Here is a 24,643-nt window from a genome sequence, read left to right on the forward strand (position 1 = left end):
CGGGACAACTCCGGCTGGTGGTGTGCCCGTTGCACACATGGCTGCTGCCGAGAAGGGACATGCTGTGCCCGCTGGTGGCGCACTTCACCAGTCGACCGCTCAGAGGGTGCACCACCTTGCCGGGGGCGGGGCGGTCTTCCTTGGCCACGAACTGGAATCCCGCCAGGACTCGGCGGGCCCGCTCGGCAAGCTCGGCGGGGATCATGTGCGGCAGCGTCTCGTCAGTGACGCAGCGGATGTTCTCGCCGGTGTCGGGGTGGACGTACCGGCTGGGCCGCTTGTGCGACTTCTGCTTGCCCACCGCGGGGGCTACGGTCAGCCATCCCTCGTACACGGGGTGGACGACGATTGCCCAAATGGTGGCGGCCCGCCAGTACGCGCCGGTGCCGGTCCGCAGACCCTCGGAGTTGAGCGATCGTGCGAGGGCCCGCGCGGAAGTGCCGGTCGACAACGCCCAGAAAATCCGCTTCACCACCTCCCACGGGGTCACCTCCTGGTGGTCCGCCAGCAGGCACATGTACGGGGTGGTGTCCGGGGCGAGCCGGCGATTCGTGTCCGCCGTCAGACCGAACGGGGCCCGGCCGAGCCACCGTCCCTCTTTCTGCTGCTTCGCTTTGGTGCCGCGGACGTTGTGGCTCAGACGCTGCGAGTAGTCGCGGGCGTTCTCGGCCCGGTCGAGAATCCACCGGCGGTCGCGTTCGTCCATGGAGTCGAGACGCTCGTAGTCGAAGATCACACGGGCCTTGCCGAGGATCGGAACGACGGACTCAGCCCCCTTGCGGGAGAACCGGTCGAGCGCGTAGCACCAGAGCGCTTGCACCTCTCCGGCCAGCACGGCGTCAAGGGCGGCGTCCATCTTCGGTCGGCGCACGTCCGACCAGGCCGACAGGTTCTCCTTCCACACGGTCCGAACGCAGTAGCCGTTCTCTGCGGCCCACGCGCGGCCCCGGTCTTCCTGCGTCCGGATGGACAGGGCCCGCTCACCCTCGCGGACAATCTTGCTCTTACGCAGCAACAGGTCAGCTTGCGGCCGACCGTGGCACGGGCAGATGCCCGGCTGTGTGGTTTCCATGCTCTTGTTCGGGGGCGAGGATTGCCGGGCAGGGCGGGCGGTGGTGGCGGTCGACATGGGCGGGCCCCTCAGAGATGCGGGGTCGGCCCGCTCCGAGTAGGCGTTGCAAGACCTTCGCGCCTACTGGGGACTGCGCGACAAGCGCGAACCTGCGCCCCCGTTTTCGCACCCACCGGCGCCCGTCCTCGGTTCCCGGCAGTAGGGTGCGCGGATGGCGACCCATGAGCGTGAGATCACCGAAGCCGTCGACCTGTGCGGTCCGGACGGGCGGCTCAACCCTGCGGCGGTCGGGTGGTCCCGCACCCCGTTGCACCGGGCCAATCTGCGGGGGTGGGGGCGGACCAAGCGGTTCGAGTACTGGTGTGTCACCACGCCCACGCACCTGGTCGCGCTGACCGTCAGCGACCTCGACTTCCTGACGCTCGACGCCGTCCACTTCCTCGCCTGGGACGACCACGGCGTGCTGGAGGACCACGAACGCACCGCGCTCGCTCCCGGGCTGCCGCTGCGCCCCACCGCGATGCCGGAGGGCATCGCCGGCTCCGGCGGCCCGTACGGCGCGGACCTCGCCGTCGGGCCCGAGCGGCCCGCTCGTCGTCAGGTCAGGGTGGCGATCCGTCAGGAGAAGGACGGCGGGACCCGGTTGTCGGCCCGCGCGCTCACCGCGGACCTGCGGCCGCTCGAAGTGGACCTGCTGGTGGCGTTGCCGGAGGGCCACGAGACGATGTCGGTGGTCGTCCCCTGGGACGGGAAGCGCTTCCAGTACACCTCCAAGCACACGGCCCGCCCCGCCACCGGCACCGTCCGGCTCGGCGGTCGCACGTACGCGTTCGACGAGGACGCCTGGGGCGTGCTCGACCACGGCCGGGGCCGCTGGCCGCGTTCGCTCGGCTGGAACTGGGGCGCCGCGTCCGGCCGGACCGACGGGCACGTGGTCGGCCTCCAGTTCGGCGGACAGTGGACGGTCGGGACGGGCTCCACCGAGAACGCGCTCTGCGTGGACGGCCGGCTGAGCAAGATCGGCGACGAACTCGACTGGCAGTACGACCCGGCCGCCCCGCTCGCCCCCTGGCGGATCACCACGCCCGGCAGCGACCAGGTCGAGCTGACCTTCACCCCGTTCCACGACCGCCGGGTCCGCACGGAGGCCGGGCTGCTCGCCAACCGCACCGACCAGTGCTTCGGCCACTACCGCGGCAGCATCCGCACCGACGACGGCCTGCGGATCGCGGTGGACGGCCTGCTGGGCTGGGCCGAGGACGTCCGGATGCGCTGGTGACGGCGGGACGCCGGGAAAACCGGTGTCCGCACCGTGGGCGCCGGTGATAGACATCCGCGCGTGGAAAAGAATCTTGATTTCGCCGGTCCCGCCCACGACGAGCTGCTGCGACTGATCGACGGGCGCGCGACGGCCTTCCGCGCCGCGATTGCCGCCGCGCCCGGCCTCGACGTGCCGGTGCCGTCCTGCCCGGGGTGGACGCTGCGCGACCTCGCCCAGCACCTCGGCGAGGGCCGTCGGGCCTGGGCGGCGACGGTGGCCGCCGGGCCGGCGGCCACCGGGAAGCTGGCGCCGCTCGGCGGGGCGACCGCGCCCGAGGAGCGCGAGGCGCTGCTCGGCTGGCTCGCCGAGTCGACGGAGCTGCTGCTGGCCGAGCTCCGCGAGGCGGGCCCGGACCGGGTCTGCTGGGGCTGGTGGGGCAAGTCGCAGACCCCGCTGACCAGCCGCGGTGTGGCCCGCCGCCAGGTGCACGAGATCTCCGTGCACACCTGGGACGCGCAGCTCGCCGCGGGCGTGTCCGAGCCGCTGCCCACCGAGCTCGCGGTCGACTGCGTGGAGGAGTTCCTCTCCAGCATGTGCACCACCACGGAGGCGTGGCCGCACGAGCCCGCCACCGCCGACTACCACGCCGCCGAGGGCCGCTCCTGGCGCAACGACCTCTCCGCCGCCGGCGCGACCCTGGTCCCCGTCCCCGCGGACGCCACGCCCACCGCCGCCGCCCACGGCTCGGCGAGCGACCTGGCGCTCATGTTCTACGGCCGCTTCCCGCTGGACGACCTGAAGCTCGACGGCGACCGCCGGCTCTTCGACCACCTGATCGAGTGGGACCCGGAGCGCTGACCCGCCCCACCACCCCGGGCAGGGGCCTGAACACCCCTGCCCCGCCGCCCAGTTGCCCCACCCACGGCCCGGGCCTCGACCCGGCCGGGCTGGTCGGCCGCCGACTGATCGGGCTGATGGCGTCCTGGTTCACGCCGCCCGGCGGCGAGCGCGAGCCCGAACCGGTGGACGTCTGGCTGCTCGACGACCGGGGCGGCCGCACCCGGATCACCACCGGCAGCGACTGGTGCCTGACCGTCGAGGACGAGGCGCCGCACGGGGATCTCGACCTGGGGGAGTGGGGCCGCATCGAGGTCCGCCCCGACCGCGCCGGGACGCCGTTCGCCCGTCACCTCGGCGAGCCCGTCCTCGCCGTGCGCGAGGAGCACCACCCGCTCACCGGCCGCACTGCCCTCGAACTCGCCTTTCCCGCCGGCGCCGTCCGCTGCGACGGCTGGTCCGGCGACCTGCGGGTCAGGCGCCTCGGCTGATGTTCCGTCAGTCGGTGTCGTCCGGGTGGATGGCGATGTGGTCGGTGGCGAGGTCGGCGGCCACGCGGTGTTCCATGCCGAGGGCGGCGAGGAACTTGGCGGGGAGTTGGACGCGGCCGGTGCGGTCGAGCATGACGTACTCGCGTTCGCTGACGGTCTCCTGGCCGTGCTCGTCGGTGACGGTGCGGCGGAGCACCTCGCTGCTGGTGCGGCCGTCGCGGATGGCCACGGTGCGGCGGACCTCGCCGGCCACCATGGGGTCGTGGGTGACGACGACGACGGTGGTGCCGAGTTCGCGGTTGACGGTGCGGAAGGCTTCGAAGATGCCGACGGCGGTCTCCGAGTCGAGTTCGCCGGTGGGCTCGTCGGCGAGCAGCACCGCCGGGTCGTTGGCCAGGGCGACCGCGATCGCGACGCGCTGCTGCTGGCCGCCGGAGAGCTCGGCGGGGCGGCGGTGCCCCAACTCGGCGATGTCCAGGGCCTCCAGCAGTTCGGTGACGCGGCCGCGCTGCCGCTTGGCGGCGCGGTGGCCGGAGCGCAGCTGCATCGGCAGGGCGACGTTCTGGGCGGCCGTCAGGAACGGGAGCAGGTTGCGGGCGGTCTGCTGCCAGATGAAGCCGACCACCTCGCGCCGGTAGCGGAGGCGGTCCTTGGGCGTCATGGCGAGCAGGTCGCAGCCGGCCACGGTGGCGCTGCCCGCGGTGGGGGCGTCGAGGCCCGCGAGGACGTTCAGCAGGGTGGACTTGCCGCTGCCGGACGCGCCGACCAGGGCCACCAGGTCGCCCTGGTCGACCGTCAGGTCGAGCCCCTGGAGGGCCTGGACCTCGATGCCGTCGCTGCTGAAGATCCGCACCAGCCGCTCGCAGCTGATCGCCAGGTCGGCGCGGACGGCCCTGGGCGCGGAGGCGGCCAGCGCCCTGGCGCGGAGCTCGTCCAGGCTCGGGGGCGGAGTGCTCATCGGTTGTCTCCCGCTCGTAGCTCGGTGGTGATCTGCCGACGGGCGGTGACGGCGGTCTCGGCCAGCACCGCGAGGGCGGCCAACAGTGCCAGCCCGAGGGCCTGTTGGAGGATCGGTGACGCGGTGAGCCGCAGTCCGGTGGTGGTCGCGGCGCCGACCAGGGGGCCGAGGTCGATGGCCGGGCCGAGCAGCAGCACGCCGCAGATCGCGGTGAGCGCCCCGCCGAGTGCGGCGACCAGGGTCTGCGGCAGGGCCTCGGCGAGGATCAGCGCCAGTCCCTGCCGGGGCCGCAGGCCCATGGTGCGCAGCCGGGCCAGGGTCGCGGCCCGCTCGGGGCCGGCCCGGAGCAGCGTCAGCAGGACGGAGAGCAGCGCGAACAGGGCGGTGGCGCCGACCGCGACCCAGAACATCCGCTCGGCGGAGGCCTGCAGCGGGTCGTTGCCGAGTGCGGCGGCCTCGCCGGCGGCGGTCCGCGCCACGTGGCCCGGCTTGGTGTCCGTGGCCGGCGGCCCGAGGTACTGCACGGCGAGCGCGTGCAATCGGGCGTCGTCGACGGGCCCGACGGCCAGCCACTTGGCGGGGCCGCCGATCCGGGGCAGCAGGTCGGTGGCCGGGCCGAGCGGCAGCAGCACGTTGACGCCGACCGCACCGTTCAGGGCGGGGGTGCCGTCGACGAAGCCGACGGTGTGGATCGGGACGGCTTCGCCGGCGCCCAGTCGGAGGGCGAAGTCGCCCTCCGGCAGGTCGCTGCTGACCAGGGCGGGCAGCGGCTGTCCGGGGGCGCCGCCGGCGAGCAGCGCCGGGTCGAACCGGCCCCGCCCGGCGGCCTCGGCGATCTTGGCGTACGCGACCGGGTCGGCCACCACGACGTTGACCCGGATCGACCGGCCGACGCTGACCGCCATGGCGACGTCGTCCATGATCCAGATCGGCGCCGCGGTCTGCACACCGGGCAGCCGACCGGCGGCGGTGACGAAGGCGTCCGGCAGCGCGCTGCCCAGCGGGGCGGCGACCTGGGCGTCGGCGCCGATGTTGTACCGGGCGACGACGGCGCGCTGGTCGGCCACCGAGCTCAGCACGGTGGCGCCGATCGCGCCGCAGGTCACGGCGAGGACCAGGGCGAGCAGCGGCAGCACCGAGGGGCGCGAGCGCGGGCCGCCGCTGCCGCGGGCGGCGCGGGCCAGGCCGAGGAAGCCGATCGCGCCGGGCCGCCGCGCGGCCCAGCGGGCCAGCAGTCCGATCAGGGCGGGCTGGAGCCGGGCCAGCAGCAGTGCGCCGGTCAGCGCGAGCAGCAGCGGCGCGGCGACCAGCAGCGGGTCCACGCCTTCGCCGGCCGGGGCCACGCCGCGCCGGGCGACCTGGGTGACGGCGGCGACGGTGGTGGCCAGGACGGCGAACTCGCCCATCAGGCGGCGGCGTCCGGACCGGGCCCGGTCGGCCCGTTCGCGCAGCAGCACGGCCGCCCGGACCGGGAACGCCAGCAGGGCGAGCAGGGTGACCGAGGCGGCCGCGACGGCGGCGGGCAGCCAGCGCGGGGTGGGCAGCAGGGTGAAGGCGAGCAGCGCGCCCAGCGCGGCGGGCGGCAGCACCGTCAACGCGCTTTCGCCGAGCAGTCGTCGGAAGATGCCGCGGATTCCGGCGCCGCGGGCCAGCAGCAGCCGCAGTTCGGCCGTGCGGCGTTCGGTGCCGAGCGCAGCCGCGAGGCAGAGCACCACGGCGGTGACTCCGGCGGCGCCGGCGGGGCCGAGTTCGGCGAGCGAGTCGATGGCGCCCTGCCGCTGCCGGGCGTGGTCGATCAGGGTGCGCAGCTGGGAGGTGATCCGGACGTTGTTCCGGCCGAGGGCGGTGGTCATCCGGACGGCGACCGGCCCGGTCATGACCGAGGCGAGGTCGTAGGAGGTCTGCTTGAGCCGGTCGGCCCGCAGCGTGTCCACCCGCACCGGCAGTCGCCAGTAGTCCTCGGCGCCGTGGCCCCAGGTGGCCACCTGCCCGGTGGCCTCGGGGCCGGCCAGCGCGACGGCGTACCAGTACTGCTCCGGGGGGTCGCCGGGGCCGCTGCTGGGGGTGAGGTTCAGGCAGGCCTTGAGCGCGCAGCCGATCTCGGCCCAGAACGGGTCCGCCGGGTCGTCGACGGTGTACAGGCCGACCACCCGGACCTGCTGGGCCGGGGGCGGGCCGGTGCGGTCCAGCACCGACCTGCCGCCGGCGTACACCGTGCCGAGCCGCAGCCCGAGGGTCTCGGCGGCGGCCCGAGACACGGCGATCGGCGTCGGCTCGCCCTCCGCGGCGGCGCCCGGCCACTGACCGGACGTCAACCGGAGGTGGTCGTTCGCCCCGTGCTGGTACTGCACGGCGATCTCGGGCGGGACGCCGTCGGGGCGGGTCAGTGACGGGTCGCCCAGTGAACGCGGCTGGGTGCCGCGGCGGCCGTAGACCGGGCCGCTCGGGTCGAGCGGGAGCAGCGCGCCGACGGTCTCGGTGAGTCGGCCTGCGGTGACGTCGAGCTGGTGCGCCCCGTCGGCCGACCGGGGAATGGCGGAGGTGACCTGCAGGCCGTTGGCGGCCGGGCCCGCGGTGCGCAGGTAGCTGCGCAGCGCGTCGTCCGCGCCACGGTCCTGGGCCCGGGGCAGTGCGGCGGACAGGAAGACCACGGTCAGCGCCAGGGCGGCGGTGAGCAGGGCCGCCAGCGGTGCGGTGCGCAGCCGGGTGCGGACCCAGGGGGCCGGGGTGCTCATTTGTCCTCCACGAACCGGAGCCGGGCGGCCACGTCCCGGCGGCGGCCGCCGACCAGGAAGGCGGACAGCAGCGGCAGGGCGGCGGTCCCGACCGCCAGGGCCAGCAGCTGGCCGAGCGGCAGCCCGACCAGCACCTCGGGAACCGGCGGGCGGGCCGCCGGGGTGAGCACCACCAGCGGCACCACCAGGTGGACCAGGACGGCGCCGAGCAGCAGTCCGGTGCCGGTGCCGATGCCGACCAGCACGACCTGTTCGGCGGTGGCGGTGCGGCGCAGCAGCCGCCGGGGCGTGCCGAGGGCGAGCAGCACGGCCGACTCGCCGGCCCGTTCGGCCGCCGAGGCGGCCGCGGCGGCGGCGAAGCCGATGGTGGCGAGGACGGCGGCGGCCACCGCCAGGGCGGCCAGCACGCTCTGCGGGGCGGCGCTCAGCGGGTCGCCGGAGCGGGCGGCGGCGTCCTCCTCGCGGAGCGTCAGCTGCTGGGCGGTCGGTCCGGCGCGCAGGGCGGCGGCGGCCTCGGCGGGGGTGCGGTCGTCGGGGCCGGCGGCGGGCAGCCACCATTCGGAGACCTGCGGGACGTCGGCGCCCCGGTCGGTCAGCCACCGGTGGGCGCCGGCCAGGTCGAGCATCAGCGCGGTGTCGCCGTACACGGGCAGTTCCTCGACCTGGCCGGTGATCCGCACCGGCATGCCGGTGTTGCCGAGCTGGACCTTGATCAGGTCGCCGACCTCGGCGCCGGTGGCCGTCAGGTAGCCGCGGGTGGCCAGGCCCTTGACCTCCGCGCCGGACATGGTGTCGCCGGGCGGGAGCAGCAGGGCGCGCCGGCCGTCGCGCCGGTCGAAGCTCTTGGACTCGTCCGGGGTGTAGGAGATGGTCGGCAGCCCGGTCCCGGCGGGGGCGTCGGTCACCCGGACCGGGGAGTCGGCCGTGGCGCTCCAGGAGCCGGCGGGCGCGGGGACGGGCGTGGCCGGTCCGGCCGCGGTGTCGGAGACGGCCAGGCGGCGGATCGTCAGCTCATTGGCGGCCAGGCTCGCGTTGGAGCCGTACGTCAGCTCGAAGCCGGTCAGAGTCAGCGGCGCGGCGATCGAGCCGAGCGGGGCGGCGGTCTGCGCGCTCAGGTCGACCGAGACGGTGACCTCGCCCTGGCCGGGGAGCTGCGGCAGCAGGACGCGGTAGGCCGCCCCGAAGCCGTCCCGCAGGTGCAGCCAGACGTCGGGCGCCGTCGGCGGCGGCATCCAGGCGGGGAACGAGGAGTCGACGGCGCCGACCTGGACCGCCACGGTCAGGTCGATCCGGGTCGGCTTCCCGGGCAGCCGCAGGCCGGTCGGCTGCGGTTCGGCCAGCGGGCCGAGCAGGTCCTCGACCGGCCGGTCGTCGAACAGGTCGGGACGGACGTGCAGTTCGGCGGCGGCGCGGGCGGTGTCGGTGAGCAGCACCCGGCCCCGCCTGTCGCCGGGGAGCCACTGGTCGAACCCGGCCACCGGCAGCAGCCGGTCGCCGCCGGGCAGCGCCGCGTACCGGCCGCCCTGGCCGAGTGCGGGCAGCGCCGAGCCCTGGATCCGCAGGCCGCCCGCCGAGGCGAAGTCGGCCTGGTCGTGCTGCGAGTCGCGCCAGGCGGCGTGCTGGCCGAGCGCCAGCACGCCGGTGGCGACCGCCAGCACCAGCAGCAGCACCGGACCGTTCGCCCGGCCCGGGCGGCGGGCCAGCTGCCAGCCGGCGAGCGCCGGTCCGAGGCCGCGGCCCCGGGCCGCCAGCCGGGCCCCGAGCCGGGCCGCGAACGGCAGCACCCGCAGCACCAGCAGCGTTCCGGCGCCCAGCGCCAGGGTGGGCGCCGCGACCAGCACCGGGTCGATGCCGAGCTGCCCGGAGGCGTCCGCGGAGAGGCCACCGGTGCGGGCGTCGAGCTGCTGGTAGGCGATCACGGCGAGGACGAGCAGGGTCAGGTCGGCGCCGGAGCGGGCCACCGTGCTGACCACGGCCTGCCGGCGGGACACCACCCGCTCGCCGCCGCGCCGGAGCACGGCGGGCAGGGCGGTGAGCGCGACGCAGGCCAGCGCGCAGGCCGCGGCCACCGGCCAGCGGACGGCGGTGTCGGCGTGCTCCAGCGGCAGCCCGGCCAGCGGGCCCCAGGCGGTGAGCAGTCGCAGCAGCGGCCCGGTCAGCAGGGGAGCGAGCACGGCGGCGGGCAGGGCGAGCAGCAACGCCTCGACGGCCGTCCAGCCGGCCAGTCGGCGTCGGGTCGCGCCCCGGGAGGTGAGCAGGGCGTTCTCCTGGCTCTGCCGCTCCGACACCAGGTGCACCACCAGCAGCAGCGCGGCCGCGGCCAGCACCGCGAGCTGCAGCGCCCCGATCGCCAGGCTGGACCTGGCGACCAGCATCGACGACTGCAACTCGCCCAGCAGGGCGGGCAGTTCGGTCTGTGGCTGGAGGCCGGCGCCGTACTGCTTGGTGAGGTCCGCCAGGTGGTCGGCGCGGGCCCGGACCCGGTCGACGCGCTCCGGGTCGGCGGCGGAGAAGTCGGCGGTCAGCAGCACGCTCCGGCCGCCCTGCGGCAGCGGGCCGGCGGTGAAGACGGCGTCGTCCACCACCATCGGCCCGTAGGTGGTGAAGCCCTTGACCTGGATCTCGCGGCCGCCGAGCGGGTCGAGCCGCCAGTACGGGGCCTCCCGGTCGGCGACCTGGTAGACCCCGGTGATCCGGACGGTGAGCGGCCGGCCGCCGTACCGGTCGGAGAGCGTGACCTGCGCGGGCAGCGCGCCCTCGGTCAGGCCGAGCCGGCGCAGGGCGCTGCCCGGGACGGCCGCCTGGACCGTCCCCGCGGTGTCGGGGCCGGCGGGGGCGCTCTCGGCGGTCGGCCACTGGCCGGCCGTCAGCTTCAGCCGGCTGCGGTCCGGCGACGCCAGCACCGTCAGGTCCGGGTCGTTGGCGCCCGTTGCTCCGGGCAGCCCGTACGAGCGGCTGTGCGCGAGGGACTGCACGTCGACCGGCAGCCCGTCGAACAGCTGGGCGCCGAGCGCGGCGGCCTTCGCGTCGTCCGCCGTCCGGGCGTCCGCCGCGTGGTCGGAGCGCAGCTCCACGCCGACCCGGGTGCCGCCGTCCAGGTTCCGCCGCAGGCCGGCCTCGGCCACGGTGCGGTTGAAGGCGACCAGCGTGGTCAGCACCGTGGTGGTGATCAGCACCGTGAACAGCACGGCAGCCGCCAGCGGCAGCCGCCCGCGCAGTCGTCGCAGGACAAAGCCGAACATGTTTCCCCGTACCCCCGTTCCGGTCAGCGTGTACCGGATGGCGGACGACTCTGTCAGATTCGAACGATCAGCGGAAGGGCCTTGCGCGAACCGTTGTCGTAGTGCGCAGAATCGAGCACCATCGCTCAACTGCCAACGGGGGACAAAGAGATGACCGAGTCAGCGGCGCCCATGGTGGTGGTCGAGGACCTGTGGCGCAGCTTCGGCGCCGGACCGCGCACCGTGCACGCGCTGCGCGGGGTGTCCTTCACCGCGGCCCGCGGCCAACTCACCGCTCTCAAGGGCCGGTCCGGCTCCGGCAAGACCACCCTGCTCAACCTGGTCGGCGGCCTCGACACCCCGACCAGCGGCCGGATCTCGCTCGACGGCGCCGACCTGTCCGGCCTCGACGAGGCGGGACGGCTCGCGCTGCGCCGGGACCGGATCGGTTTCGTCTTCCAGTCCTTCGGCCTGCTGCCGACGCTCACCGCCGCCGAGAACGTCGGCGTCCCGATGCGGCTGCGCCGGCTGTCCGCCGTCGAGCGCGAGGAGAAGGTCCGCACCCTGCTCGCCCTGGTCGGGCTGGCCGACCACGCCGAGCAGCGGCCGAGCGAGCTCTCCGGCGGCCAGCAGCAGCGGGTCGCGATCGCCCGGGCGCTGGCCAACGACCCCGCGCTGATCATCGCGGACGAGCCCACCGGACAGCTCGACTCCGAGACCGGCCTGGCCGTGATGGAGCTGCTCCGCGCGGTGGTGCACTCCCAGGGCGTCACGGCCCTGGTCGCCACCCACGACCCGGCCCTGATGGCCCAGGCCGACCGGGTGATCTCGCTGCACGACGGCACCGTGTCCCGGCCGGAGGCCGAGCCCGAAGTCGCGCCCGAGGCCGCCGCGGGCTGAGCCGGGACGGGTCACCGGCGGCGGGGGCGCCGCGGGTGACCCGGTGGGCGGTCGGGTCGCGGTGACCCGGCGGGCGGTCAGGGGGAGGGGACGACCCGGGCGAAGTCGTGGTGGGTGCGGACCGCCTGGTCCCACTCCAGGGTGCGGATCAGGCGGTGCACGATCAGCAGCGGAATGACGCCGAATACACCGAACGACATGTCGACGAATTGCCAGAACAGCGGAATCTCGCGCAGCGGCCCGCAGACCAGCGCGAGCGGGATGACGGCGCCGCAGGCGAGCATCGCCCAGCGGATCACCCAGATGTTGCGGACCGGATCCCGCAGCGGCCCCCAGAACGCGGCCGCGATCACCAGGTGCGCGAAGGCCAGCCAGTCGGTGCCGTAGGCGAGGAACGGGTGGCTGCCGAGGCCGTCGGCGACGCCGTCCCGGGTCAGCACGGCCCAGTCGCCGAGGGCGGGGAGCGCGGAGCTCAGACCGGTGGCGTCCAGGGCGCGCACCAGCAGCGTGGTCTCGCTCTGCAGCGGGAAGGCGGTCAGCCCGCTGAGCGCGAGGCAGACGATGAACAGCCAGAGCCAGCGCCTGATCCGGCGTCGGACCAGCGCGGTGTCGGTGACGGTGGTGGGGCCGGGGCCGGCGGTGGTGGAACCGGTCGGGGCGGTGGCGATGTCGGACATGGGGAGTCCCCCTCCATGACGCGGGTGCCGCAGACGGCACGCGGTGTCGCGAGAAGGACTCTAGACCTGAATTTGAACGCGTTCAACACGCCGGAACAGGCTGTCCCAAAGGGGACGTTTCGGACCTGTCCACGGAAAGCCCTAATCTTGTCCACCGTGACCGCCATCGCAGACCAGCCCACCAGGCCCGCCCCCGGACCGGCCGCCGACGAGGGACTCGCCCGCCGGCTCAAGGCGCTCGCCTGCACCGCGCCGCTGCACGACCTGGACAGCCGCAAGGTCAACCTGGCCGGCGAGTACGCCTCGTACACGATGGCCGAGATCGGCCTCGCCGCGATCGACCTGGTCACCCTCAACATGGACTTCGACACCGGGGCCGACCGCGACATAGTGCTCGGCCGGCTCCAGCCCCGGATCGCCGCGCAGAACCCCGGGCGGGCCGTCACCGAGCACGAGCGGGTGGCCCGCTGGGTACTGGAGTCGCTGATCAACGTCGGCAGCGTCGACCGCGGCTTCCGCGCCGTGTACGGCACCTTCGGGCCGGACGGCGCGTACACCCGCCGCGACTACGACTTCAAGCTGATCGAGGAAGTCCCCGGCCAGGACGGCGGCGTCTACCTGCGCACCACCGACGAGGCGGTCAACGTCCTGGTCGGCGCGCTGGACACCGACGTGACGAGCGCTCAGATCGCCGCCGAGGTCAAGCTGGAGGTGCTGATCCGCCGCGGCCGCCTCGCTGACGCCCAGCTCGCCGCCGAACAGGCCCGTTACCGCACCGTCCAGTACGCCGAGACGCTGCGCCGCGCACTGGAGGCGACCCGCCGCAACGTCCGCGCCGTGGACTGGATGGAGACCGTCCCCGACCTGATCGACGAGGCGCTCGACCACATCGCCGACCGGTACCGGCACGAGAACGCGATCCTCACCAACATCCGCAAGGCCCGCGACGAGAGCACCGACGCCGAGCACAAGCGCCGCGCCGCCGAGCTCGTCGACATCGTCAAGGACTGCATCCGCCGACACACCCAGCTGCAGACCCGCCTGCTGGAAGCCGGCCCGCTGTTTCGCGCCGAACAGGACCGGCAGGCGTTCTCCGCACCCACCGCGCGCACCGGCATCGACCTGTACGGTCAACTCCTCGCCCCCGTTCTCACCCTGCCGCTCGCGGACGCCACCCGGCCCACCGACGCGTTCTTCGCCCGCGGCACCGGCCTGCGCACCCCCGCCTCGGTCCGGGTCGGCGACCTGGTCGACCTGCTGCTCACCCCGCCCGTGGAACGCGAGCACCTCGGCGCCGAACTGCCCGAGCCCGACCTGGTCGCCACCCCCGACGACAGCCGGTTCTCCGAAGCCCAACTGGAGGCCGCGCTGGAGCTGCTGGAGCTGCCCGCCGACGCGCCCCGCCGACTGTCCGGCCTGCTCGCCGACGCCCGTGCCCGCGGCACCGAACTCGCCGAGGACGGCGAGGAACTCGCCTACCTGGTCGCCCTGTTGGCCGTGCACGCAGCCAGTCCGCCGGTCGGCACCGCGTACCGGCAGGGCGAGGAGCGCCTGCTGTTCGCGGTGGACGACGGCACCCGCCTGGACGACCCGGGCTTCGGCGGCGCGGACCTGATCGTCGGCAGCGCCCTGCTGGACGCCGCAGGCATGGCCGCCGACCGCCGGGACGCGAAATGACCGACCGGTCCGGGGACGGAGCGAGTCGCGCCTGCGGCGCCGGCAGCGCGAGCGGGACGGGTTGCGCCTGCGGCGCGGGCATTGCCTGTGGCGCGCATGGTGCCTGCGGCGCGGGCGTCGACCGCCGCACCGGTACCGCCCGCGCGGCTCGCAGCGCCGGCGGCAAGCGCAGCGGGCGCAGCACCGGCGCTGCCTGCACCGCTCGCGGCATGCGCAGCGCTTGCATCGCCCGCAGTATCGGCATCGCCCGCAGCGCTCGCGGCACGCGTAGCACCACTGGCACTGCCCTTGTCACTCGCATCGCCCATAGCGCGCACAGCGCCCGCGTCGTCCGTACCGCTCGCGGCACTTGCGTCGCCCGTGGCGCGCACAGCCCTCGCAGCACGCGCAGCATTTGCACCGAAGGAGCACCCGCATGACCACCAGCGCCGAGGCGTGGGCACCGCAGGACGCCGAGCCGGCCGTCCCCGCCCACGCGCCGATCAGCCCGGCGGACGTCGCCGAGGCCGCCCGCCTGGTGTCCTTCGGCCTGCAGGCGAAGCTGCTGCCCTCCCGGGACGCGGAGTACGCCGAACTGGTGCGCCGCTACCGCGACGACCCGCTGTTCGGGCGCCTCGCGGACGCCGTCGCCACCGGCATGGGCCTGGTGGTGCTGGAGGTCTCGCCGCGGGCCGGCATGGCGGTCGCCGCCGCCGAGGACTCGGTGTTCGCCGTCCGGATGGGCGACTACTCGCGCCGCGCCGCCTCCGAGTCCACCGACCGCTTCCTGCACGGCCTCGCGCACCTCGCGGTCGCCGCGCTCGCCTTCCCCCGCCCCGAGGACCTCGCCGACGACGGCTACCTCGGCCGGGTCACCGTCAACGGCGTGGACGCGTTCGTCCGGCAGGCCTGCCGCCGCCTGGAGGAACGCGCCGAGGCCGAGGGCAGCAACACCGACCCGGCCAGCTCCGCGCCCGGCCTGGAGGCGGCCTGGCGGGTGTGGGCGCGCCGCTCCGCGACCGGCGCCACCAAGGACGCCCGCCGCCTGGCCGGCTCCACCACCGGCATCGTCTCCAAGGCGGTGTCCTTCCTGGTCGACTCCGGCTTCCTGCAGAAGACCTCCGACGACGCCGGCGGCACCTACCGCACCACCGCCCGCTACCAGTTGCAGGTCCGCGACCTGGCCGGCAGCGCCGCCATGGGCGAACTGCTCGACCTGGGCGTCGTCCCGGTCAGCGACGGCACCGCCACCCTGCTGCCGCCCGACGACAGCGACGAACTCGTCGCCGACGCCGGCCTGCCCTTCCACGCGCTCTGACGATCCGTCACCACACGTTCTGAACTGACCGCTCCAGGAGAACCACCGCACATGTACGAGCTGAACCGGGTCCGCCTGTACTCGATCGGACCGGCGGGCGCCCGCTACGCCGACACGGTGCTCGACCTGCGCGGCGTCGGCGATCCGGTCCCCGAGCCGCAGCCCCAGCAGATCGGCCTGTTCGGCGAGGAGCCCGAGGGCCCGCAGCGCCGCCCCGCGCCCGCCGGCGTGCTGTTCCTGGAGAACGGCGGCGGCAAGTCCGTGCTGCTCAAGCTGATCTTCTCGGTGATGCTGCCCGGCCACCGCAACACCCTGGGCGGCGCGTCGTCCGGCGTGCTGCGCAAGTTCCTGCTCGCCGACGACTGCGGCCATGTCGCCCTCGAATGGCAGCACACCATCACCGGCGAACTCATCGTGGTCGGCAAGGTCAGCGAGTGGCGCGGCCGCCAGGTCTCCTCCGACCCGCGGAAGTTCGCCGAACTCTGGTACTCCTTCCGCCCCGGCCCCGGCCTCACCCTGGACGCGCTGCCGGTCGCCGAACGGCCCAGCCTGGCCGGCGACCAGAAGGCCCGCGGCCGCCGCCGCACCATGAAGGGCTTCCGCGACACCCTCACCGAGGCCGCCAAGGCCCACCCGCACCTCGACGTCACCTTCGAGGAGATCCACGACCGCTGGAACGAGCACCTCGGCGCGCTCGGCCTCGACCCCGAACTCTTCCGCTACCAGCGCGAGATGAACGCCGACGAGGGCGAGGCCGCCGGCCTGTTCGCGGTCCGCAACGACGCCGACTTCACCGACCTGCTGCTGCGCGCCGTCACCGACACCCGCGACACCGACGGCCTCGCCGACCTCGTCCACGGCTTCGCCGCCAAGCTCGGCCGCCGCGCCGAACTCACCGCCGAACGCGACTTCACCGCCGGCTCCGTCGACCTGCTGCAGCGCATCGTCGACGCCACCGCCGGCCGCGAGACCGTCCGCGAGGGCCACCGCGCCGCCGAACGCCGCACCCGCAGGCTCGCGCTATCGCTGTCCGCGCGCTCCACCGTCGAACGCGACCGGATGCACGACCTGGCCGTCGAGGTCGCCGCCGCCGCGAGCGCCGTCACCGCCGCCGAGACCGACCGCACCCGGCACGCCCTGATCGTCGCCGAACTCGGCTACCGGCACGCCACCCTCGGACTGGAGGCCGCGACCGCCGAAGCCGGCCGACTGCGCCGCGAACTCACCGACGCCCGCGCCCAGTTCGCCGCCTGGCAGGCCGCCGAGGCGGTGCTGCGGCACCGCGCCGCCGCCGACCGGGCCGGCCGTGTGGCCACCGCCATCCGGGAAGCCGAACTCGACGCCGCACCCGCCCTCGCCGCCCGCGACCGCGCCGCCGGCGCCCTCGCCCGCGCCCTCGAAGACGCCGCGCTGAGCGCCGAGACCCGCGCCGACCAGGAAGAGCTGCGCGCAGGCGAGTTGCAGCAGGACGGCTCGGCCGCCCAGGCCGAAGCCACCGCCGCCGCCACCGCCGCACAGAAGGCCCGCTCCGAGGCCGAACACCTGCGCCAGCGCCTCACCGAGGTCGAGCAGGAGACCGCCGCCGCCGTCGAAGCCGGCTGGATCGACGACTCCGGCGCCGAACCCGACCCCGCCCGCGCCGCCCTGCACGCCGCCGACGCCGAACGCGCCGCCACCGAAGCCCTCGAACTGGCCCGCACCGCCGCCGAGTCCAGCGCTGTCCGGGCCCGCGAGTCCGCCGCCGCCGAGGCCCGCGCCGAACTCGCCGCCGCCCGCGCCACCGACGCCCGCACCGCCGCCGAGCGCGCGCTGGCCGCCGAACAGCGCACCGCCGCCCAGCTCGCCGCCGAACCCCGGCTCGCCGAACTGCTCTCCCTCTCCCCGTACCAGGACGGCGCGGACGAGAGCGAAGGCTTCCTGACGCCCCGTCAGCTCGACGCCTCCGCCGAGGACCTGCGCGAACTCCTCGACCAGGCCGTGGCCAACGCCGAACGCACCCTGTTCGACCTGCGCACCGCCGCCGCCGACGACTCCCGGATCCTCGCCGCGCTCGGCGACGGCGGACTCCTCCCGCCCGGCCCCGACGTCCTCGCGACCGTCGAGCACCTCGGCGAACAGGGCATCCCCGCGCTGCCCGGCTGGCGCTACCTCGCCCAGTCCGTCGACCCCGCCGACCACGACGCCATCCTCGCCGCCCGCCCCGAACTCGTCGACGGCGTCGTCGTCACCGACCCCGCCTCGCTCGACCGGGCCCGCGAAGCGCTCGCCGCCGCCGCCCTGCTGCCCCGCTCCACCGTCGCCGTCGGCACCGCCGCCGCCCTGATCGCCCCCATCGAGGGCGAACCCGGGTTCTTCCTGGTGCCGCCGAACCCGGCCATGCACAACGAGACCGCCGCCGACGACGAACGCCGCGAACTGCGCGCCCGCGCCACCGCCCGCGAGGAGCACATCCGCGAACTCGCCGCCCGCCTCGGCGGCGACCGCGCCCTCGCCGCCCGCCTCGCCTCCTGGCACGCCTCCTGCCCGCCCGGCACCCTCGCCGAACTCGCCGAGACCGCCGCAGCCGCAGCCGACCACGCCGAAGCCACCGCCGCGGAACTCGCCACCCTGCGCGCCGACCACGCCGAAGCCGACGCCGACCACCAGGCCGCCGCCGCCCGCCACGAGGAGTGCCGGGAGACCGCCCAGCGCACCCGCCGCCGCGCCGACGCCCTCGCCGGCCTCGCCTTCCGCCTCCGCGAACGCGCCAACTGGACCCGCCGGCAGCGCGAACTCGCCGACGACGCCACCGAGTGCGAACGCCGCCAGGCCCTGTGCACCGAACGCGCCCGCACCTGCGACGAGGACCGCCGCGCCGCCCAGCGCGCCGCCGACGACGCCCGCCGCACCGCGCGCACCCTGCGCGGCGAACGCGCCGAGATCGCCGCCGCCGACACCAGCGCCGAGCCCGACGACACCGTCACCCCCATCTCGCTGCCCGCCCTGCGCGAGGCCTACCGGGCAGCGGCCCAGCTCTACGAGAAGGTCGGCGTCGGCGCCGACCTGCGCGCCGAACAGGCCCGCGCCGAAGGCGACGAAGCCGCCGCCGCAGCCGAGTTGGAGCGCCTCAGCAACAAGGTCAAGGCCCGCGCCGAGGAACTCCTCGCCAGCCCCGACGGCGCCGACGGCCCCGCCCGACAGGCCGCCGCCGCCCGCGCCGAAGAACTCGTCACCATCATCGAGGCCCGCTCCGGCGCCGCCGCTGAGGAGGTCGGCCGCCTGCGCGGCGACGCCGAACGCTCCGCGCCCGTCAACGGCGAAGCCCACACCGAGCTCCCCGAGGACCTCCTCCCGGCCGACCCCGAGCACGCCCAGGCCCTGCTGCGCACCGCCACCGCGCTGCTCGCCGAACGCCGCGAACGCGTCGACACCGCCCGCACCGAACACGCCGACCTGCAGCGCACCCTGGACCAGGCGCAGGCCGCCGCCACCGACTTCGAGGAACTCGCCGGCCAGCTCCGCGACGCGCTGCGCGACAACGGCGACGAGACCGAGACCGCCGACACTTACCTCGGCGGCCTCGCCGCGGCCCGCGCCGCCGCCGCCGACACGCGGCGCGCCATGCGCACCGCCGCCACCGAACTTACCGGCGCCGAACTCGCCGTCCGGGACGCCTCCGACGCCCTCGTCCGGCACGCCAACGCCGCCCGCTACGAGGCCGTCCGCACCCCCGCCCGCCAGCAGATCCGCGAACTCCCCGCCGCCGCCCTGCCCGACCACGCCGCCGCCTGGGCCGCCGCGTTCGCCCCCCGCCTGCGCGTCCTCACCGACGAACTCGCCCAGCTGGAACGCAACCGCGCCTCCATCGTCGACCGCCTGCGCGGCCTGGTCGAGTCGTCGCTGGCCACCCTGCGCGCCGCGCAGCGGCTCTCGCGCCTGCCCGAGGGTCTCGGCGAATGGTCGGGCCAGGAGTTCCTGCGCATCCGCTTCGACGACCCCGACCACGCCGTCCTGGTCGAACGGCTCGGCGAAGTCATCGACGACGCCACCCAGTCGGCCGTCCGGAAGAACTCCGACCTGCGCCGCGACGGCATGTCCCTGCTGCTGCGCGGCGTCGCCGCCGCGATCGGCCCCAAGGGCGTCTCGGTCGAGATCCTCAAGCCGGACGCGGTGCTTCGCGCCGAACGGGTCTCCGTCGGCCAGATGTCGGACGTCTTCTCCGGCGGCCAGCTGCTCACCGCGGCCATCGCCCTCTACTGCACGATGGCCGCCCTGCGCGCCAACGACCGCGGCCAGTCGCAGCTCCGCCACGCCGGCACGCTCTTCCTCGACAACCCGATCGGCCGCGCCAACGCGACCTACCTGCTGGAACTCCAGCGCGCCGTCGCCGACGCCCTCGGCGTCCAACTCATCTACACCACCGGCCTGTTCGACACCACGGCGCTCGCCGAGTTCCCGCTCGTCATCCGCCTCCGCAACGACGCGGACCTCCGCGCCGGCCTCAAGTACATCTCGGTGGAAGAACACCTCCGCCCCGGCCTCCCCGCACCCCAGGACCCGGACGGCCCCACGATCCACGGCGAGATCACGGCAACCAGGATGTTCCGCAAGCCCGAATAGGGCGGGAGGGTGCGAGAACAGGGGCGCGGGAGGGTGCGAAACCGGGGGCGCGTGGGGGTACCTCCCGGCCCGCCAGGGCTGGGGGAGAACTGCGCGAAGGGGAACGCGCCACGTCCGCAAGATCGCGATGCAGGACAATGACCTGCACTTGATCGCGACCTTGCGGACGTGGCTGGCGCTCGTCGCGCAGTTGCTCCTACTGCTTCGTCGAAACGGTGACCGACGCGACCTTCATCGGATGCCCCGGCTCCGTCGCCGACGTCACCGGACTCCCGTACGCCGTAGGCAGGTTGCCGCCGATCGCGACGTTCAGGATCAGGAAGATCCCGTGGTGCACCGCCTGGTCCCACGCGGCCGGCTCGACCTGGTCGGACGTCACCGCGAAGTACTCCTGGCCGTCCCGCAGCCAACGGACCTTCTCGGGAGAGGCTGAGCGGTCGACCTCCAGCGTCCAGGTGTGGAACGCGCCCCAGCAGTCCGCGCAGGACTGTTCGCCGGAGCCCAGCCCGTTCGGCTCCTTGCAGGGGCCGCCCGGCGCGGTGCCGCAGTGCATGGTGCCGAAGACGCCGCGGCCGCCGACCGATTCGAGGACGTCGAGCTCGCCGACGCCCGGCCAACCGGTGTACCCGTCACGGAGTTTGCCGCCCAGCGCCCAGAATGCGGGCCAATACCCGGACGCGGCAGGCCCCTTGACGTCCGGGAGGGCCAACTTGGCCTCCACTCGCAGGACTCCGCTCGCCGGTGCGGCGAAGTCCGCGCGCTTGGACTCGATCCGTCCGGAGGACCAGCGGCCGGCGCCGTCCCGGGTGGGCACGATCTCCAGTGAACCCTGGCCGTCCAGGCGGACGTTCGCGGTGGAGTCGGTCATGGTCTCGATCTCGCCGGTTCCCCACTGCGCGGCGGGGCAGCCGGGGTAGCAGGTGCCCACGTCGTACTGCCAGTTGGCGGAGTCGGGCTTCGCGCCGGCGGGGCCGTCGAACTCGTCGTGCAGCAGGGTGGTCCAGCCGGTGGTGAACACGCCCGCGTCGATGAGCAGTTGGTCGAGCCGGGAGGTGAGGACGACGGCCGCCGCGTTGGTCAGGTGCGAGTCGTCGCGGTACAGCAGGACGTGCTCCAGGACGGCGGGGCAGGTTCGGCCGTCGCCGGGGCAGAGCACCGAGTTGACGCCGATGGTGCGGACGCCGGGGACGCGGCCGGCGGCGATCTCCTCGGCCAGCGGGTCGGCCCACAGGCCTTCGCTGCGCGGGAAGTCGCAGGCGGAGGTGGTGTCGGGGTGTCCGGAGACGCAGGCGGGGACGTCGCGGCCGGGGATCGGGGTGTCCTGCAGGTAGACGATCGGGACGCCCAACTCCCGCAGTGGGGCGAGGGTCCGCTCCCAGCCGTGCAGCAGCGTCGCCCGGTCGGCGGTGTAGCGGTTCAGCGTGGAGACGATGATCAGCTTGGGCCTGGGCCCGTCCTTGAGCCGGGTCAGCGCGTTCGTCCGCCAGGTGTCGCACTCGTGGTAGGTGCGTCCCAACTGGGGGTTCTCGACGGTGAGTTCGGGTAGCGGGCAGCCCTGCTTGACGAGTTCCTCGACGGACATGCGGTGCTGGGCGGCGATGCCGAGCAGGGCGGAGAACCACTGGCCGGCGTGCGAGTCGCCGAGCAGCACGATCCGGTCGTCGCCGGTGCCGAAGCGGCAGGGCGGGCTGACGGTGTCCGCCGGGTCGACCTCGCAGGCGCCGTCCGGCGGGAAGTCCTGCCGGGCCTGGACGGGGTTGGGCACGGTCGGGCTGTGCGCGGGCGGGGCGGCGGCGAGCAGGGAGCGGCCGTCGCGGGCGCCCGGCGGCAGGCCGGACGGGTCCGGGGGAGTGGCGGGGCCGAGCATCCGGATCGTGCCGGTGCCGACGACCAGCGCCAGCACCACCGGCATCACCACCGCGGTGAGGCCCAACGACAGCCCCCGGCGCGGGATTTCACCGAGCACCCGGCTGCGGCGCAGCGGCTGCTCCAGCCAGTTGAGGGCGGCCAGCGCGGGCAGCGCGGCAGCCGCGGTGAGGGCGACCTTCACGCCCCAGTGCAGGCTGCCCCACTGGGCTTCGGCGAGCACCAGCACCGGCCAGTGCCACAGGTACAGGTTGTAGGAGAGCCGGCCGATCGCGCGCGGCGCGCGGAGCGACAGCAGCCGTCCCACCAGGTGCTTCTCGCCGGCCAGGACGACGGCGGCGGTGCCGATGGTGGGCACCAGCGCGGCGTAGCCGGGGTAGGGCGTGCGGGCGTCGAAGACCAGGACCGCGCCGAGTACCGCCGCCATGCCGCCGAGCCCCAGCAACTCCCGTATCAGTCGCGGTATTTCGCGTATCGGCAGGAGCGCGATGATCGCGCCGGCGGCGAACTGCCAGGCCCGGGTGGGCGTGGAGAGGTACGCGCCGGCGCTCCAGTGCAGGGAGAGCCAGAACGAGCCGGCGCCGAGCAGCAGGGTCAGGCCGAGCAGGGTGCGCCGCTTCCAGACCCAGCGGGCGGCGAGGGCCATCAGCGGGGCCCACAGCAGGTAGAACTGCTCCTCGACGGCGAGCGACCAGAAGTGCAGCAGCACGCTGGGGTCGCGGCCGGCCGCCAGGTAGTCGGTCTGTTCGGCGATGAAGCGCCAGTTGGCGACGGACAGCGCGGAGGCGAGGACGTCGCGTTCCAGGTCGGCGCGGCGCAGCGGCGCGGTGAGCAGGGCGCCGAGGACGGCGACCACGGCGAGCACCACGGCGGCGGAGGGCAGCAGGCGGCGGGCGCGGCGGGAGTAGAACTCGGCCAGCCGGACCTTCCCGGTGGCGGCGCTCTCGCTGCGCAGCAGCCCGGTGATGAGGTAGCCGGAGATGACGAAGAAGACGTCGACGCCGACGAAGCCGCCGGCCAGGCCGGGGACGGCCGCGTGGAACGCGAGCACGGCGAGCACGGCGACGGCCCGCAGGCCTTCGATGTCGGGTCTGAACCTGGGCCGTTCGACGGGTGGTTGCCCGAGGACGACGGTGAACGGGGCGGTGCTGGTGGACACGGGAGGTGGACCTTTCAGCCCAGCCAGGGCAGCATCGGCGCCACCCAGCCGGAGGCGAGCAGGGCGATCAGGGCGAGCGTGCTCGTGACGGCGAGGGCCTCGGGCCAGCGCCTGGGCCGCATCGTCGGGCGTGCCCCGGATTCGGTGTTCTCGGTGGGGTGCGGCCGCAGTTCGGCGTACAGGTCGCGGATCAGCGGGACGCCGGCGTGCAGCTGCACGGCCAGGTACAGGGCCAGACCCCAGGTGTAGTGCCAGCCGTGCATCGCGGTGGCGACGGCCACGCCGGCGGTGGTGGCGATCAGGGTGCCGGCCGTCCACACCAGGGAGACCAGCAGCACCTTGCGGGCCATGCCGCCGGAGCCGCCGGGCTTGGCGACGCCGGTGGGCACCCAGGCGGCGCTGCGGCCGCGCAGGGTGTGCCAGTAGGCGGTGGCGGCGGCGAAGCTCATCAGCACGTTGGCGCGCAGCACTTCGGTGCGCCAGCGGGTGCGGCTGACCCGGGGCAGCAGGACGTGCCAGAGCCACAGCAGGGAGAGCATCGGCAGCACGTACCAGGCGCGGACCTCGCCGGGGAAGGCGAACAGCATGACCAGCGGCGGCAGCGGCGCGGTGAGCACGTTCACGGCCGCGGCCAGGTAGCCGACGATGCCTTCGTCGAAGCAGCGGCGCATCCGCCAGGTCATGGCCTTGCGGGCGGCCCGGTCGCCGATCAGGTGCAGGTTGCCCATCGTCCAGCGGTACTGCTGGTTGACGAAGCTGGTGGTGGAGTCCGGCGAGGTGCCCTTGGCGACCAGCACCGGCACGTACCGGGTGGTGAATCCCCGTTCGTGCAGGGCGAGTCCGGTGTACATGTCCTCGCTGTGGTCGAGCCGGGCGAAGCCGCCCGCGGCGTCGATCGCGGAGCGCCGGTACACGGCGTTGGAGCCGCAGCAGATCGCCGCGTCGGAGGCGTCCCGGCTGGGCTGCACCCAGCGGAAGAACCACTCCTGGGAGGCGCCTGCGGCGCGCTGCACCCAGCCCATCGAGGCGTCGGTGTCGAAGCACTGCGGGCTCTGGACGATGCCGACCCGGTCGTCGCCGAAGTACGGCAGCAGGTGCTGCAGCAGGTCGGCGCGCGGCGCGAAGTCGGCGTCCAGGATGGCGATGTACTCGGCCCTGCTCAGGGTGAGCGCGTGGTTGAGGTTGCCGGCCTTCTTGAACTCGCCGCGGTTCGGCCGCACGACGTAGTGGTAGCCGAACTCCTCGGCCAGCGCGGCCACTTCGGGCCGGTCGGCGTCGTCCAGCACCCAGACGTCGAGCTGTCCGGGGTGGTCGAGCCGGGCGACGGCGCGGTAGGCGTTGGCGAGGATGTCGAGCGGTTCGCCGCAGGTCGGCAGGTAGAGGTCGACGGACGGCGGTTCGGCGGGCTGCCAGGCGGCGACCAGCAGTTCGTGGCCGGCCCGGGTGAATCGGCGGCGACGCAGTCCGTTGAGGCAAGTCAGCGCGAGTGCAACGAGGTTGACGCCGAGGACGGCCAGGAACGGCCAGAGCGCGGGCGTCCGGAGGGAGAAACTGAACATGGTGGCCGCGCTGAGCACGAAGGCGAACGCGGAGAGCAGCGGGACCCAGCGACGCTGAGGTCCGAAATACCAGTAGAGCTCCTGATCGGAGGGTGGCGACGGAAGGTGATTGACAGTCATTGGGCCCCCCACGGCCGGTCATTGACACCTGTCGTCGGTCAGATTACCCGATTGGTATAGACCAAATGACCACGTGGGATGAACGCTGGGGCAACTCCGGTGAAGCCCGTGTGACCAGGCATGACCATGTCGGACGGAGGCCCCCGGCATCCGCCGGGCGAGGCCTCTGGGGCCGTTGACGAGCAGGGTGACGAGACGGTTCCAACGTTGTACT

14 protein-coding genes are annotated in these 24,643 nt (G+C 74.5%); 7 read left to right on the plus strand and 7 right to left on the minus strand.

Annotation, left to right across the window (positions count from 1 at the left end):
- On the minus strand, positions 1 to 1,129 hold a 1,129-nt coding region (locus IEZ12_RS32055), incomplete at its 3' end, for a recombinase family protein (protein WP_189277097.1).
- A 154-nt stretch (positions 1,130 to 1,283) separates the two neighbouring features.
- Between IEZ12_RS32055 and IEZ12_RS32060 the strand changes: the two genes are divergently transcribed.
- The 3 genes from IEZ12_RS32060 to IEZ12_RS32070 are packed head-to-tail and all read left to right on the plus strand — an operon-like array spanning position 1,284 to position 3,661.
- The gene (locus IEZ12_RS32060) at positions 1,284 to 2,351 is read left to right on the plus strand and encodes a DUF2804 domain-containing protein (protein WP_189277099.1); all 1,068 of its coding nucleotides are present in this window, start codon (positions 1,284 to 1,286) and stop codon (positions 2,349 to 2,351) included.
- A gap of 60 nt (positions 2,352 to 2,411) precedes the next feature.
- A complete protein-coding gene (locus IEZ12_RS32065; protein ID WP_189277101.1) occupies positions 2,412 to 3,191 on the plus strand; it encodes a maleylpyruvate isomerase family mycothiol-dependent enzyme in 780 nt (259 codons plus the stop codon).
- A complete protein-coding gene (locus IEZ12_RS32070) occupies positions 3,173 to 3,661 on the plus strand; it encodes a hypothetical protein (protein ID WP_229848425.1) in 489 nt (162 codons plus the stop codon). The genes IEZ12_RS32065 and IEZ12_RS32070 overlap by 19 nt, the downstream gene beginning before the upstream one ends.
- Positions 3,662 to 3,668: 7 nt before the next feature.
- Here the strand turns inward: IEZ12_RS32070 and IEZ12_RS32075 are convergent, their stop codons facing one another.
- From IEZ12_RS32075 to IEZ12_RS32085, 3 genes are read right to left on the minus strand one after another with little or no spacing between them, the layout of a single operon-like run.
- Positions 3,669 to 4,619 carry an ABC transporter ATP-binding protein gene (locus IEZ12_RS32075; RefSeq protein ID WP_189277103.1) on the minus strand — a complete coding sequence of 317 codons (951 nt, stop codon included), beginning with the start codon at positions 4,617 to 4,619 and terminating at the stop codon, positions 3,669 to 3,671.
- Positions 4,616 to 7,354 (minus strand): hypothetical protein, encoded by a 2,739-nt coding sequence (locus tag IEZ12_RS32080; RefSeq protein WP_189277105.1) that lies wholly within the window; start codon positions 7,352 to 7,354, stop codon positions 4,616 to 4,618. The genes IEZ12_RS32075 and IEZ12_RS32080 overlap by 4 nt, the downstream gene beginning before the upstream one ends.
- Entirely contained in the window at positions 7,351 to 10,596 is a 3,246-nt protein-coding gene (locus IEZ12_RS32085) for an FtsX-like permease family protein (RefSeq protein WP_189277107.1), read from the minus strand. Before IEZ12_RS32085 ends, IEZ12_RS32080 begins: the two co-directional genes overlap by 4 nt.
- Positions 10,597 to 10,746: 150 nt before the next feature.
- Between IEZ12_RS32085 and IEZ12_RS32090 the strand changes: the two genes are divergently transcribed.
- On the plus strand, positions 10,747 to 11,475 hold the full coding sequence (locus IEZ12_RS32090; RefSeq protein WP_189277110.1) for an ABC transporter ATP-binding protein: 729 nt from the start codon (positions 10,747 to 10,749) through the stop codon (positions 11,473 to 11,475).
- A gap of 77 nt (positions 11,476 to 11,552) precedes the next feature.
- On the opposite strand, the gene IEZ12_RS32095 is transcribed toward IEZ12_RS32090, so the two are convergent.
- Complete coding sequence (locus IEZ12_RS32095; protein ID WP_189277112.1) at positions 11,553 to 12,152, minus strand: hypothetical protein; 600 nt, start codon at positions 12,150 to 12,152, stop codon at positions 11,553 to 11,555.
- 156 nt (positions 12,153 to 12,308) lie between these two features.
- Here IEZ12_RS32095 and IEZ12_RS32100 point away from each other — a divergent pair, with 156 nt between their 5' ends.
- The 3 genes from IEZ12_RS32100 (at position 12,309) to IEZ12_RS32110 (ending at position 19,725) form a co-directional block, all read left to right on the plus strand.
- Entirely contained in the window at positions 12,309 to 13,829 is a 1,521-nt protein-coding gene (locus IEZ12_RS32100) for a hypothetical protein (protein ID WP_189277114.1), read from the plus strand.
- A 415-nt stretch (positions 13,830 to 14,244) separates the two neighbouring features.
- Complete coding sequence (locus tag IEZ12_RS32105; protein WP_189277115.1) at positions 14,245 to 15,126, plus strand: hypothetical protein; 882 nt, start codon at positions 14,245 to 14,247, stop codon at positions 15,124 to 15,126.
- Positions 15,127 to 15,177: 51 nt separating this feature from the next.
- Positions 15,178 to 19,725: a hypothetical protein gene (locus IEZ12_RS32110; RefSeq protein WP_189277117.1), complete on the plus strand. Its 4,548-nt coding sequence runs from the start codon at positions 15,178 to 15,180 to the stop codon at positions 19,723 to 19,725.
- A gap of 196 nt (positions 19,726 to 19,921) precedes the next feature.
- Here the strand turns inward: IEZ12_RS32110 and IEZ12_RS32115 are convergent, their stop codons facing one another.
- Together IEZ12_RS32115 and IEZ12_RS32120 are read right to left on the minus strand one after the other, a co-directional pair.
- On the minus strand, positions 19,922 to 22,750 hold the full coding sequence (locus tag IEZ12_RS32115; RefSeq protein ID WP_189277119.1) for an acyltransferase family protein: 2,829 nt from the start codon (positions 22,748 to 22,750) through the stop codon (positions 19,922 to 19,924).
- Positions 22,751 to 22,764: 14 nt separating this feature from the next.
- Entirely contained in the window at positions 22,765 to 24,429 is a 1,665-nt protein-coding gene (locus IEZ12_RS32120) for a glycosyltransferase family 2 protein (RefSeq protein ID WP_189277121.1), read from the minus strand.
- Between the last annotated feature and the right edge of the window lie 214 nt (positions 24,430 to 24,643).

This window comes from Kitasatospora griseola (assembly GCF_014648555.1).
In the GTDB taxonomy this organism is placed as follows: Bacteria; Actinomycetota; Actinomycetes; order Streptomycetales; family Streptomycetaceae; genus Kitasatospora; species Kitasatospora griseola.